The sequence below is a fragment of the Flavobacterium gilvum genome (assembly GCF_001761465.1).
In the GTDB taxonomy this organism is placed as follows: Bacteria; Bacteroidota; Bacteroidia; order Flavobacteriales; family Flavobacteriaceae; genus Flavobacterium; species Flavobacterium gilvum.
This window is the reverse complement of record NZ_CP017479.1, coordinates 2,232,773-2,248,268: the sequence shown is the minus strand read 5'-3', so window position 1 is coordinate 2,248,268 and position 15,496 is coordinate 2,232,773. Positions and strand designations below refer to the sequence as shown.

Below are 15,496 nucleotides of genomic sequence, written 5' to 3'. Positions count from 1 at the left end.
ATCGGAATTAATTATTACATCAAACCTCTTCCTATTTTTACTATTTTTTTCTTGGTTTCCAATTCTTTTACCAAATTATCCAATATTCCGTTAATGAAAATACTACTCTTTGGAGTAGAATATTCTTTGGCCAATTCCAAATACTCATTCAAAGTTACTTTTACCGGAATTGAAGGAAATTTCAAAAATTCACAAATAGCCATTTTTAGGATAATTGTGTCAATTTCGGCAATACGTTCACTATCCCAATTTGGCGTTTTATCAACATATTCTTTTGCCAATTCGGTTTCGTTCAAAACTGTCTTTCTAAACAAATCTTTGGCAAACTCCCTATCCTCAACATCCTTGTATAATTTTGGAACTCTAAAATTGTCTTCCGCACCTTTCTTTAATGCTTTCAACTGTTTAATAATATGAGTATTAACCAACGGAATATCATCAATCCAAGTCAATTTATCATCTTCCAAATAGTCGTATAACTTATCATTTGGAACAATTACATCTGTAAAAATATCGACGATGAATTCTCTGTCTTCCTCAAAAGTGTTCACTTTATTACTCATGTATTTGGCATACAAATCACTTTCTTTTATGGCATTTAAAAGAAGAATAATGTAATCATCATTTAAAGTCCAATTGTTAATTTTGCGATTTTCGAGTGCTATACTAAGGGAATTATTTTCGTCAAGAATCTGAAAAATGGAGTTATTGACGAATTTCTTGTTTGGATTGCGTTCTTCTTTGGTTGCTAGATGTTTTTGACTTGCCAACTCCAAATAAACAGTTTCTTTTTTGCAAATTTCAATCAATGAAGAAAGCATGATAAGGTATAAATCCTGGATAGCGTCTATACTATGAAAAAGAAATTTTTCCTCTTTTTCAAGATTATCAGAACCATTTTGATGCATCGCATAAATGGATTGCATGACTTTAACGCGGATATGTCTTCTATTTACCACCTTGTAAGAACTTTTAAAAATTAGTTTGCAAAAGTACATATTTCATCGCGTAAATGAAAATATAAAATTGCTTTATTTTTTCGGTTTTCGGTTGTCCGTTTTCTGTTTTCAGTTTTCTGCTATGTCTTATTTCAACTTCTGGCTGGTTTATCGACAAAACACCTTTCGATATAAAACACAAAGTAAAAGTCTCAGTTTTCAGCTTAAAACTAAGACTGATAACTGAGACTCATAACTGATAACCCATAACTGATAACCGATAACTGAAAACTATTTTTTACTGTTCTCTATTTTCCTTAAATCGATACGGTTTTGAGCAATCGTCAGAGCGGCTTGATGTGTCGTTATTCCCTTTGCAACAGCGTAATCAAAAATTTCTAATGTTGTGTTGTAGATATTTTCAGTTTTACGCATAATCTCTGCTTTGTCATAATGAGCCAACTCGGCATAAACATTGATAATTCCGCCAGCATTGATTAAGAAATCGGGAGCATAAAGAATTCCTCTTTCCTGCAAAATCAATCCGTGTGTATTTTCATTTGCCAATTGATTATTGGCAGCACCAGCAATCACTTTGGCTTTGATTTTATTCACAGTAGCATCATTAACTGTCGCTCCCATTGCACATGGCGCATAAATATCAACATCGGCAGTATACAAATCGTCTCCAGTAAATATTTGGGCATTATATTTTGCAGCTACCTGATATAATTTTTCTTCATTAATATCGGTAATAAAAACCTGAGCTCCTTCTTTGGTCAAATACTCCACCAAAGTTTCGCCCACATGCCCAATTCCCTGAACCAACACCTTTTTTCCTTCTAATTTTTCTGAACCAAACTGTTGTTTTGCAGCAGCTTTCATTCCCATATAAACTCCAAAAGCTGTAACTGGCGAAGGATTTCCTGACCCACCTCTTTCTTCCGAAATTCCGGTAACATAAGGAGTAACATCTCTTACTAAATCCATATCAGAAGTTTCCATCCCAACATCTTCGGCGGTAATATATCTTCCGCTAAGTGAATGAACAAATTCTCCAAATTTGCGCATCAATTCGGGTGTTTTCTGTGTCTTGGCATCACCAATGATAACCGCTTTTCCACCACCGATATTCAATCCCGTAATAGCAGCTTTGTAAGTCATCCCTCTGGACAAGCGCAAAACATCGTTCAAAGCTTCCCATTCATTAGCATAATTAAACATCCTTGTTCCACCCAATGCTGGCCCCATAACCGAATTATGAATACCAATTATTGCTTTTAATCCTGTATCTTTGTCATTGCAAAAAACAACTTGTTCGTGGTCATTAAATGACAATTGCCCAAAAACAGGATCCATTTTTTGAAGTTCTTTTGTTGTGGTAACACTAGTACTCATAGGTAGTTTTTTTAGTTATTAATTATTAATTTATCAAAAAGATACTCCAAACGTACATAAAAAATAAATATATCTCAATAAAGTAGTTTAAAATTAAATATTTATTAAAAACACAACGAAAACGTTTTCTTTAATTCAATTGTTAAAATTTTAGCATTAAATAAAAAACAAAATCAATTCTATACCGAATCACTTAAAACATGAAAGAATTACAATATTTAAATAAATATTTCATTAAGTACAAATACAGCTTTTCACTCGGCATAATTATAACCATAATCGCACAAATATTTTCATTATTCACACCAAAACTAATCAGTAAATCATTTAATGAAATTGAAGCTTATGCCAAAAACAAATCTGTAGATCCCAGTGTCATAAGCCAGGAATTGATTAGTAACATCCTGTTAATCATTGCAACAACGATTATTGCCGGCTTTCTAACGTTCCTGATGCGTCAGACTTTGATTGTAATGTCACGCCATATCGAATTTGATTTGAAAAATGAAGTTTTTCGTCAATACGAAAATCTCTCCCTGAATTTCTACAAACAAAATCGTACAGGCGATTTAATGAATCGTATAAGCGAAGATGTTTCCAAAGTAAGAATGTATGTGGGCCCCGCAGTTATGTATTCTATAAATACCTTTATCCGCTTCGCTATCGTGATAGGTTATATGTACAACGTATCTCCAAAACTGACATTATATACTATATTACCTTTGCCGATATTATCCTATTGCATCTTCAAATTGAGTTCTGAAATCAACAAAAGATCAACAACATTCCAACAATATTTATCCAAAGTTTCTAGTTACACCCAAGAAGTTTTTTCGGGAATACGTGTTATAAAAGCTTATTCGCTGGAAGACCAGCACCAATCCAATATTAATAATTTGGCCAATGAAAGCAAAAGCAAAAGTTTGAGTTTAGCCAAAGTTCAAGCGCTTTTTGGCCCTTTGATGATTGCCCTTATCGGTGTGAGTAACTTGGTGGTAATTTATTTTGGTGGTTTAATGTACATTCATGGCTCGATAAAAAGTATAGGAACCATTGCCGAATTTATACTGTATGTCAATATGCTGACCTGGCCGGTAGCTTCTTTAGGATGGGTTTCATCAATGGTTCAGGAAGCTGAAGCTTCGCAAAAAAGGCTGAATGAATTTTTGAAAATACAACCAGAAATACAAAACAAAAACACTCAAAAAACCAAAATAGAAGGCAGCATCACATTTGAAAATGTAAGCTTTACTTACGAAGATACCCAGATAAAAGCTTTGCAAAATATTTCCTTTACTGTAAACAAAGGGGAAACATTGGCTATTTTGGGAAAAACAGGTTCGGGAAAATCAACGGTTTTAGCCTTATTATCCCGACTGTATGATGTTACTGGTGGTAAAATTTTGATAGACAACAAAGAAATCGATCAACTCAACTTATTTGATTTGCGTAACAGCATCGGGGTCGTTCCCCAAGACGCTTTTTTGTTTTCGGATACTATCAAGAATAACATCAAATTTGGAAAAGAAAATGCCACCGATCAGGAAGTTGAGGCTGTCGCCAAAAGTGCAGTTGTGCATGATAATATCATCGGTTTCAACAAGGGATATGATACGATTTTGGGCGAAAGAGGAATCACACTTTCGGGAGGACAAAAGCAGCGGGTTTCCATTGCGAGAGCCATTATAAAAAATCCTGAAATTTTACTTTTTGACGATTGTCTCTCAGCTGTTGATACTGAAACAGAAGAGGCAATTTTGAACAATCTCTTTCAAATCTGTAGAAATAAAACTACAATCATAGTCAGTCACAGAGTATCATCGGCAAAGAATGCAGACAAGATTATCATACTCGACGATGGAAAGATAATTGAACAAGGTTCTCATAATCAATTAATAAACCAAAACGGATATTATTCGGCACTGTATTTGAAACAACTTTCGGAAAAAGAATTGCTTTAATTGTTGTATAATACATATATTTTTAAGATTTTTGATTGCTATTAAATAAAAAATGACGTTACGATTATGAGAGAAAATGATATATTAGAAAAAGACGAAATCTTTTCAAAAGTTTTAAGAGCTGGTAGAAGAACGTATTTCTTTGACGTAAGAGCTACCAAAGCTGACGATTATTATATTACGATTACCGAAAGCAAAAAATTCACAGAAGAAGACGGATCTTTTCACTTTAAAAAACATAAAATTTATTTATACAAAGAAGATTTCACCGCATTTTCAGAAATTTTAGAAGACATGACTTCTTATGTTTTGAACCACAAAGGGGAAGAAGTGATCTCTGAAAGACACCAAAAAGATTTCAAAAAAGAATATTCTTCAGACAAAACAAGCGAAGATAATATTCCAAATACTTCCAGTTTTACAGATATCGAATTTGACGATATTTAATAGAAACTTAAAAAAATAAAAAGTCCAAAGACCTATGGTTTTTTGGACTTTTTTAGTTTAGAAATAAGAATAAATACCTTTAAAAATAATTATACAAATTAGAAATATAAAATAGTCTTTTTTGTTTAACCTCACCTCAACCCTCTCCAAAGGAGAGGGGGTAAAGATTGGATTATTTTATATTTCTAAATGTTATTATGTGACACTAGGGTAAGAATCTCTAGAAAAAACCAACTCTTATTAATACGCCATAAAACGATATTACTTTCTTCGACTTCACTTCATTTCACTTCAATTAAGATAGCCCGTTTCTCATTTTTAACTTTAAAAAAGTAGTAAAAATCCTTGTCGTCTACATTTTTTTTATTTACTTTAGTATCTGATATCCAACTACATTAAATTATAAAGCCTCACCAAATTGAAAATCCACAGGTTTAATAAAAAGACTTAATCCCTGTAAAACAACAGTACTTATTAAAAGTAACCTATTTGCTATTTTTTAATTAAAAAGAAGGCTATAGAAAATTAATTAGTCGATTCTTATTAAATGGATTCTCATGAAAAAGAAACTACTTTTAATTCTCCTTTGTGTCTCTTTATATTCATTTGGACAAACAATTGGCGATTATCGATCTGTAACTTCTGGTAATTGGGATACGCTTAGCAGTTGGGAATATTATAATGGTTTCAAATGGATTGCAGCATCGGCATTGGTAGGATACCCTGGGCAATTTAACAACACTCATGTAACCACAATTCAGCAAGGGCACACCATTACAATCGGGAGCACCGGAATCTCCACTCAACCCTTTGAAGAATTAACAATCAATGGTTCTTTATTATTGACCGGATTAAATAGTGATGCTGTTTTTTTTACAATAAAATCGAATCTCATTATTGTTACCCCAAATTTGAATCCCGCCGCAAATATTGAATTTAACAACAAAGGTATTTTGCAACTACCAGCAGATGGAAGTTTGCAGGTAACAACTGGGGGGTTAATAGGAGATTGCTCCAACAATCAATCAATATACATAGGTGATTACGAATATTCGGTTTGCAAAGGGAGTGGCTCTGGAGCAACTTTTGACGAAGTGATGGAAGCCGGAGGAACCCTCAATACACTTCCCTCAAGCAATTCACCTGTATTTGTTGGAGAAACCATCTACTTGACTGGAGATTATATTGGTCCACCTGGCGAGAGTCTCAGTTTTGAGTGGACGATTACAGACCCGCAAAACAACATCACAACAACAACCGACCAAAACACTTCAATTCCAAATGCAATAGAAGGTGTTTACACGGCAAAACTCGCCTGCTTTACTACTTATAGTGGCATTCCCTATTCTAATTTTGAAACCATCAATGTAGTTGTCAATCGCAGTGAATCCATAAGCGGACCAATCGCTACTCCCGGAACTGGTGCCACTTGTGATGAAATAGTTGCCAATTGGGAAGCCTCCCAAGGGGCATTAAAATACTATTTGGATGTTGCCACTGATATTGATTTCACTCACTTTGTTTCTGACTATGAGAATCTGGATGTTGGAAATGTATTGTCAAAAAAAGTAACAGGACTCACAAACGCCACGACCTATTACTACCGTGTTTATGCTTCCAATGGAACTATTTTAAGTCCAAGGTCAAACACTATAAGCTATGCCACATTAACAACTCCCAATGGGTTAACCGCAACAGTCACAGCACAACCAAATTGTACCACCTCCACTGGCGAGGTTACTTTAGACTCTCCTTACTTAGAAGACAATAGATATGAATACAATGTCGACAACGGTCCTTATCAAAGTCGCAATGTATTTATAGGATTACAACCTGGAAATCATAAATTTACTATTCGGTTTTTAAATGAGAATTCGTGCATCTCAGATCCGGCATTTGCCACAATAAATGAATCTCCAAAAACACCAATAGCCAATGCAGGTGTTGATTTTACCAAAACATGTAATTCTAATCCATCTGGAAAACAAATTGGAACTGAACCAGTAGATGGAGTGACTTATAACTGGAATCCAGCATTGGGACTTTCGGATGCAACTATTTCCAACCCAATTGCCAACCCCACCATTACAACCACATACACCCTGACAGCCACCCAAATAGCAGGAGGGTGTACCGCTACAGATACAGTTACCGTCACTGTCGTTATCGACACACCAAACGCTTCTGCCGGAGACGATTTCACAAAGACCTGCACATCATTTCCCCAAGGAAAAACCATTGGATCCCCTTCGGAAACAGGAGTAAGTTACAATTGGAGTCCAAGCAATGGCTTATCAAATAATACTATTTCAAATCCAACTGCTAATCCTGACACAACAACAACATACACTTTAACAGCAATAAACACTGCAACGGGATGTTCTGTAATTGATACTATTCTGGTTACAGTAAATACAACACCCCCTGTCGCAGATGCAGGAATTGGTTTTACCAAAACCTGTATAAAAAACCCAAACGGAAATATCATTGGCGGACTGGAAATACCTAATACTCTTTATTCATGGAGTCCAGAAAGCGGACTTTCAGCTGCTACTATTGCAAACCCAATAGCTAATCCAACAGTTACTACTTTTTACACATTAGTAACTACAAATATCATAAATGGCTGTACCGCTACTGACAACGTTTTGGTAGTTGTTGATTCTACAACCCCCATTGCAAATGCCGGAAATCCATTTACAAAAACCTGTACTCAATTTCCCAGTGGCAAAGAGATTGGTGCCCAGTCAGAAGCTGAAACAACTTATAGCTGGAGTCCATCCACCGGTCTATCCAGTGCAACAATTTCGAACCCAATAGCCAACCCGACGTCCACAACAATTTATACCGTAACAGCAACAAACAATAATACAGGCTGTACTGCTAGTGATTCTGTAGAAATAACCGTTCGTACGAGCTCTCCAGTTGCAGACGCAGGAGCTGATTTCACAAAATCCTGCTTTTTCACCATTTCCGGAAAAACTATAGGAACCGGTTCATTACCCGGGACAGCTTACAGTTGGAATCCATCCATTGGCTTATCAAATGCCACAATTTCAAATCCAATATCCAATCCATCAACCACCACCACTTACACTCTTACCGCAACAAACTTGGTTAGCAATTGTACGACTACAGACCAGGTTACCGTATTTGTTAACACAACAATACCAAAAGCAATTGCTGGATCCGATTTTACAAAAACCTGTATATTAAATCCAACAGGTGCTTCAATAGGAGATTCAGCAATAGCTGGATTAACCTATAAGTGGAATCCAGAAATAGGTTTGTCGGATCCTACAGCTTCCAATCCAATTGCAAATCCAGCTTCATCAACCACATACACACTGACAACAAAAGATACTGCTAATGGTTGTACCAATTCAGATACTGTTGTGGCAACAGTAGATACAACTAGTCCTATTGCAAACGCCGGAGCCGATTTTACCAAAACCTGTACCTTGAATCCGTCTGGAAAAAGCATAGGAATTGCACCTGTGACAGGAAACACTTATCGATGGAGTCCTGCAACAGGATTGTCGAGTGCCGCTGTTTCCAATCCCATAGCCAATCCAACTGCCACAACAACCTATACGCTGACGGTTACCGGAACAAATGGATGCTCGTCAACTGACGAAGTTATCGTAACGGTCAATATAACCACTCCAAAACCTGATGCTGCCGGAGTTGACAAAAACGTAAACTGCAGCACACCTGCAACGAGTATAGGTTCGATTCCCGAAGCTGACACCTCTTATAGCTGGAGTCCAACTACAGGTTTATCCAGTTCAACAATATCCAACCCGATTGCTTCTCCAGCAGCAACAACTACATACACTCTCACCGGAACCAATGGCGTTAGTGGCTGTAAATCGACCGACAATGTTACGGTTACCTCCTTTAAAACACTACCTGCTGCTCCAATACCTTCTGCCCCAACCCAACCCACCTGCGACACACCTACTGGTGGTGTGGTTCTGAGTAGTTTACCTATTGAAAACTGGACAATAAGCATTTACAAAAACAGTGTATTAAATTCAACTGTACCCGGCTTTGGCAGCACTATTTCCATAAATGGTCTCACAGCGGGAACGTACTATTTCACAGTGACCACTACCGCTTCAGGTTGTGTTTCTCCCGCTTCCGCAAATGTAATAATCAATCCTCAGCCACCTATTCCATCGGCACCCGCAATTGGCACTATCACCGACCCAACATGTGCTGACGGTGGATCTGTAGTTTTGAATAATTTGCCTGCAACAGGAACTTGGACATTACATCAAATTGGAACAAATAATAACCAGATTCAGGGATCGGGAACTAGCACAACTGTTTCTGGATTATTTCCCGGAACCTATAAATATTCAGTGGTTTCGGATATGGGCTGTGTTTCTTCCTTTTCTGATAATGTTGCTATGAGCAATATATCCTCTGGTGCAACATTAGAACAAATTATTCATCCTACTTGTACCACATCAACCGGAAGTATTTCTTTTGCTAATTTGCCAACAACAGGCTGGACGATAACCCAGACAGGACCTATCAACAATACAATAACAGAACCTTCTCCAAGTCCAACTACCTATGTGGCAACCGCATTACCATCTGGTCTTTACAATTTTATGCTCGATAGCGGCTCGATATGCCTTGCTGTTGGAGGAAACGTAACTATTAATCCGCAACCACCAACTCCCTCGGCGCCAACTGTCACTATTACAGCCAATCCTTCTTGTGGAGTTAGTGAAACATCGATAACAGTCAGTGATTTACCTTCAGGAAACTGGACAATTCAGGTATTCGACAGTTCTTCTGCATTAATAAGAACAATCAATGGAACAGGAACAACTTATAGCGTGACGGGAATATTTACTGCTGGAAATTATACAGTATCCGTTATTAATGAACAAGAATGTACTTCAGCACCAAGTACCGTCTTTAAAGTAAATGAACAACCATTACCACTTGCCAAGCCAACCATTGGCACCATAACCCAACCCATTTGTGAAACGCCAACTGGAAGCGTTGTCATAAACGGATTGCCTTCTTCGGGAACTTGGACATTGAATCAGAGCGGTACTTCCAGTTCGACTTATACTGGTACGGGAACTTCCTTCATCGTTTCGCTACTAACCGAAGGAAATTATAGTTTTACTGTCTCAGGAATAGCCGGAACCTGTCCTTCAGAGCCTTCTGAAACAGTCGTTATTGACCGCGCCAAAATAGTTCCAACAGCCCCAACGATTGTAAGCATCATACAGCCTACCTGTGAGTCTAGCTCCGGAAGCATTGAAATAAGTGGTTTACCAACAGATTCATGGATTCTCTATTCGTCTCCACCTGTCGGGGACGGAACGGGATTAAGCGGTTCTGGAACGACAGCTTTTTTAACAGGAGCTGTTGTGGGAACTTATACGATTAGTGTTCAAAATTCAGATGGCTGTTACTCTCCATCTACATTACCATTTACATTAAATGCGCAACCCACAACTCCTCCAACTCCATTACTGAGTAATCCTGTTCAGCCAACCTGTACTGTCTCAACAGGAAGTTTTACTATCCTAAATTATGACTCCAACAACATCTATACTGTAAGTCCTAATGTTGGAGTAACAATATCGGGGAATACCGTAACCGCGCCGGAGGGGAATTATACGGTAACTGCCAATTTAGGTAATTGCACTTCAAATGCATCGGCTGTCGTCACAATAGTACAACAACCCCAAACTCCAACTCCGCCAATAATTGTGAATGTAACACAACCAACTTGCGATTCCAGTGCCGGAAGTGTTGAACTAAGCGCGCTGCCAGTTGACTCGTGGACACTTTTCTCCTCGCCTGCAATTGGTAACGGAACGGGATTATCAGGATCTGGAACTACTGCAATTTTTACCGGTACCGTAACGGGGACTTATACGATTACCGTTAAAAATTCTGATAATTGCACCTCCTCGCCTTCTTTGCCTTTTACAATAAATGAACAACCACCTACACCTGCAATACCGACGTTAAGCACTCCTATTCAGCCCAGCTGCACAGTATCAACGGGAAGTTTTGTCATTACAAATTATAACTCAAACTATGTTTACAATGTTACTCCAAACACTGGAGTCATTATTTCAGGAAACACAATAACAGCACCAAAAGGCAGTTATACAGTAACAACTACACTAGGAAACTGTACTTCGGGAATATCATCTGTAGTTGAAATTAATGAACAACCGGTAACTCCATCTCCGCCCATCATAGGAAACATAACACAACCAAGTTGTAATTCAGAAAAAGGAAGTGTAGAAGTAAGCGGTTTGCCCACAGGCTCATGGATATTATATTCTTCTCCTCAAATAATAGCAGGAGGATCAGGATTGCAAGGCATTGGTACAACTGCTTTTTTCAACAGTATGCCTTCTGGAACTTACACCCTGACGGTGCAAAACACTGCAGGATGTATCTCTTTAAATTCTGCGGCTTTTACAATAAACACTCAACCCATAACACCAGCGACACCTATATTAGGTTCGGTTACTCACCCAACTTGCCTCGTTGTCACAGGAAGTTTTAAAATCCAAAATTATGATCCAAACAATATCTACACAGTTAATCCAAACATTGGCGTTATAATTTCGGGAAACCTTATTACGGCTCCGGCGGGAAATTATACTGTATTTGCAACATTAGGAAACTGTACCTCAACTGCATCTGAAACAGTTACCATAAATCCACAGCCGATTTCTCCAACTCCTCCAATAATAGATTTTGTAACTCAAGCAACTTGTGAATCCAGTATGGGCAGTATTGGCCTAAGCGGATTGCCTGAAGGCAGTTGGATTCTAACTTCTTCAGGAGGAAGAACATTGGCAGGCGTTGGAGCAACAGCCATTTTGAACGGAAACACAGTACCAGGAACTTATCATGTAACCGTAACCAACATCCAAGGCTGTACTTCGGTTCCCTCTGCAGATGTCACTTTATACGCCCAACCAATCACCCCAAATCCACCCACTGTTGGAACCATAACTCAACCGGGGTGCATCTTGGAAACTGGAACTATCGTAATAAGTAATCCTGCAGAAGGAACTGGTTTTGAATACAATATTGACGGAGGTGCTTACCAGGCTTCAGCAACTTTTTCCAACGTACACGCGGGAATCCACAAACTAGGCTACCGTTCTCTTATTCCCGATTCCTGCATCTCTAAGACCACAACTGTTGCCATTGAAGAACCTTTATTTGTAAATGCTCCAACCATAAAATCAACCATTCCGCCCGATTGTACTTCAAATGGAAGTATTATTTTAGAAGGACTCCCTACTGGCAATTGGACATTGTTCCAAAGCGGAACCACTGACCTGACAATTGAAGGTTCTGGCACTACAACCACTGTATCAAATCTTGAACCAGGGACTTATAGTTATAGGGTTTCTGACGGATTCTGCTTGTCAAAAACAACCCCAAATGTGCTTTTAAAACCACTAGAATCCACAGCTTGGACGGGCACAAATTGGACAAACGGTTTACCCACTATCTACAAATATGTTTACATGAATGGAAATTATTCATTTGATAATGATACTGAAATGTGTAGATGTCAAATCATTACCGGATTCATCCATACGTCAGAAGACATTACAATATCTGTAGTTAATAAACTTGAAATATTAAATGGAGCCAACTTTAGTTTTGACAATAATTCCAGTTTGATTCAGAAAAATGAAGTAACTAACATCGGAAAAATCAATTACAACCGTTTTTCGGCACCTGTATATAAATCCGACTATACGCTTTGGTCATCACCTGTAGCATCGCAACAATTGGGGAATGCTTCTCCAAATACACCTTCCAATGAGTTCTTTTCTTTTGATGCTGACGCTAATAATTGGAAACAAGAAAAGCCATTGAACCACATGAAAATTGGCAAAGGATACAGCATTGGTAGTCCAAACGGTTTTAACGAACAAAATAGTTACAGGTATCCAATTAACTTTATAGGCGTACCTAATAACGGGACAATTACAACTGAATCTATATATGCAGGCAAATCATACCTCATCGGAAATCCCTATCCATCTGCAGTTGATGCCAATCATTTTTTGGATAGTAACAAATCGGCACTAAACGGAACAATTTATTTTTGGTCACATAATATGCAGAGCTCGATTTTGACGAATGCCTCCAATGATTATGCATCTTATAATGCGACTGGAGGAGTTGGCATTACCCCAAAAAACCCGACGACCAATAGTAACCCAACCATTCCGCTTGGATTTATTGCAGCGGGTCAATCGTTTTTTATACAAGGAAAAGAAGGAGTCTCCGGGATTACTGCAAAGTTTGACAATTCAATGCGAATAGGCGGTAACAACTCTCAATTTTTTAAATTTAATGTTACCAAAAAAGAGACTAGTACTATTGAAAAAGACAGGGTTTGGCTTAATCTTTACAACAATCAAGGCGCTTTCAAACAAACGCTGGTAGGCTATATTACTGGTGCCACAAATAATTTTGATAGTACTTATGACGGCGCAGTTTTCAACGGAAATAAATTCATAGATTTTTACAGCATCAACCAAAATAAAAACTTAGTCATACAAGGACGGGCTTTGCCTTTTGATGAAAACGATACAGTACCACTGGGTTTCAGCACTACTATTGATGGCATTTTTGAGATAAACATTGATAATTCAGAAGGCTTGCTTGCTAATCATGATATCTATTTGGAAGATAAGGAAACGGCTGTTTTTTCTAATTTAAAAAATGCCCCTTATCGTTTTAATACTTCAAAAGGAACTTTTGACAACCGGTTTGTGCTCCATTATAAAAACGAAATTCCTAGCCAGGAAAAACTAGATCAACCAGTGATCGTTTCTGTAAAAGATGGCATTATTAAAGTCAACTCTTTCTTTGAATTAATCGATAAACTGGAAATTTATGATATGTCCGGAAAATTTATATACAAGAAAGAAGATGTAAATATCAATGAATATTATATTCGGGATTTCCGCTGCAACAATCAGCCTTTGATTGTAAAAACTATCTTAAAAAACAAAGATGCGGTAGCTACTAAAATTGTCTACACGACTTTTGGCAATTAAACACAAATTTTCAAAAAACACAATTCACTCTTGAATCAAAACTTATTAACTATCAATGATTTACAAAATTTTTCGATGTGATTATTTTGTATCTTTAAGAGTTTTAACTTTAAATTCTATCACAATGAAAATGTTAGTTAATGTTATCCTACCTATTGAGCCTTTCAACTCAATGGTTAGAAATGGTACCGCAGGCGAAATTATCGGTCGTGTTCTTGAAGACATCAAACCGGAAAGTATTTATTTTTCTGAACAAGAAGGAAACAGAGGCGCTGTTATGATTGTTGATATTCCGGATTCCTCAGCCATTCCTGCAATTTGCGAGCCTTGGTTTTTAAATTTTGAAGCACATTGCGAAATCAGAATTGCAATGACACCCGATGATTTGATGAAAGCTAACCTCAACAAACTAGCTGAAAAATGGAGTGATGTTCACGTCAACTAAAAATGGCACAATCTAAAACTTAAAAACCTCTTCATAAATTGAATGAAGAGGTTTCTTTTTTTTCTCAAAAACGAACTGCCTTATAGCGATCGTCTAAATGTTTTTCTTCGGCAATGCACCACCGGATTAAAATTTTTCCAAATCAATTGAATAGCAAGATTATCTGATAATTCGGGAGTTCTATAACAGTATTGAATACCTTTTTCGGTAAAGGTTTTGTAATATTCATTAAAAATTACAGCAGTTACACCTTTATTCTGATAATCGGGACGAACACCAATAAGGTAAAAAACCACATCTTTACTGTTGCGTCTGGCATTTAATAGATGTAAAAATCCGAAAGGGAATAATTTTCCGTTTGCTTTTTGAAGTGCTTTCGAGAAACTAGGCATGACAATCCCAAAAGCCACTAGATTCCCTTCCTTGTCCTCTACATATTTTATGTATTCCGGATTAATGAAACTGATGTATTTTTTCTTGAAATATTCTTTTTGAATATCGGAAATCGCAACAAACGAAGACAGCTTAGAATAACTTTCGTTAAATAAATCAAACATTTTATCAACGTAAGGCATCACGTCTTTAGTCGATTTAAAGTTGATTGGTTTCAGTTCGTATCGCTTTTTAACCAATTCATTTATTTTTTCAAAAAACTCCGGTTTCGCATTCGCAAAAGGGAATTTGTTCTCCATATATTCTTTTTCGGTCACGTAGTCCAATTGCTCAAAATGTTTTGCATAATACGGATGGTTGTACCAAGTAATCATCGTTCCCAATTCATCAAAACCTTCAGTTAAAACCCCAACTTTATCAAGATTCGAGAATCCCATTGGCCCTTCCACATACTCGAGATTGAATTTTTGTCCCATCTCATAAACTTTTTCAAGCAAAGCCTTGGTTACTTCAATATCATCAATAACATCAAACCATCCAAAACGGACTTTCTTTTTCTGTTGATGATTCACCTCATCCCAATTGACAATTGTGGCAATTCTACCTACTGGCTGATTGTTTTTATATGCTAAATAAAAATTGGCTTCGGCGTTTTCAAAAGCAGGATTTTTGGTTTTGTCAAACGACTCCAGCTCATCGGCTATTATTGGTGGAACCCAATACGGATTTCCTTTGTATAAAGAAAAAGGAAATTTTACAAATTCAGTTAACTCACTTTTAGTTTTGGTTTCTTTTATGGTAATCATTTCTTTTTTATGGAATGTT

7 protein-coding genes are annotated in these 15,496 nt (G+C 37.2%); 4 read left to right on the top strand and 3 right to left on the bottom strand.

The genetic code is table 11. The features are described from left to right. Positions 1-14: 14 nt before the first annotated feature. Together nusB and EM308_RS09405 are read right to left on the bottom strand one after the other, a co-directional pair. Entirely contained in the window at positions 15-926 is a 912-nt protein-coding gene (gene nusB / locus EM308_RS09410; protein ID WP_035637711.1) for a transcription antitermination factor NusB, read from the bottom strand. 303 nt (positions 927-1,229) lie between these two features. Then, positions 1,230-2,336, bottom strand: a complete 1,107-nt coding sequence (locus tag EM308_RS09405) for a Glu/Leu/Phe/Val family dehydrogenase (RefSeq protein ID WP_035637693.1) — start codon at positions 2,334-2,336, stop codon at positions 1,230-1,232. A gap of 200 nt (positions 2,337-2,536) precedes the next feature. On the opposite strand from EM308_RS09405, the gene EM308_RS09400 reads away from it, so the two are divergent. From EM308_RS09400 to EM308_RS09385, 4 genes are all read left to right on the top strand, one after another. Then, positions 2,537-4,297 (top strand): ABC transporter ATP-binding protein, encoded by a 1,761-nt coding sequence (locus EM308_RS09400; RefSeq protein ID WP_035637691.1) that lies wholly within the window; start codon positions 2,537-2,539, stop codon positions 4,295-4,297. A 66-nt stretch (positions 4,298-4,363) separates the two neighbouring features. Continuing rightward, positions 4,364-4,744, top strand: coding sequence for a PUR family DNA/RNA-binding protein (locus tag EM308_RS09395; protein WP_035637689.1), 381 nt, complete (start codon positions 4,364-4,366; stop codon positions 4,742-4,744). Between the two features lie 557 nt (positions 4,745-5,301). Beyond that, positions 5,302-13,833, top strand: coding sequence for a hypothetical protein (locus EM308_RS09390; RefSeq protein WP_035637687.1), 8,532 nt, complete (start codon positions 5,302-5,304; stop codon positions 13,831-13,833). A 124-nt stretch (positions 13,834-13,957) separates the two neighbouring features. Then, the gene (locus EM308_RS09385) at positions 13,958-14,278 is read left to right on the top strand and encodes a hypothetical protein (RefSeq protein ID WP_035637685.1); all 321 of its coding nucleotides are present in this window, start codon (positions 13,958-13,960) and stop codon (positions 14,276-14,278) included. Positions 14,279-14,358: 80 nt separating this feature from the next. On the opposite strand, the gene EM308_RS09380 is transcribed toward EM308_RS09385, so the two are convergent. Then, positions 14,359-15,477: a hypothetical protein gene (locus EM308_RS09380; RefSeq protein WP_035637683.1), complete on the bottom strand. Its 1,119-nt coding sequence runs from the start codon at positions 15,475-15,477 to the stop codon at positions 14,359-14,361. Positions 15,478-15,496 lie beyond the last annotated feature (19 nt).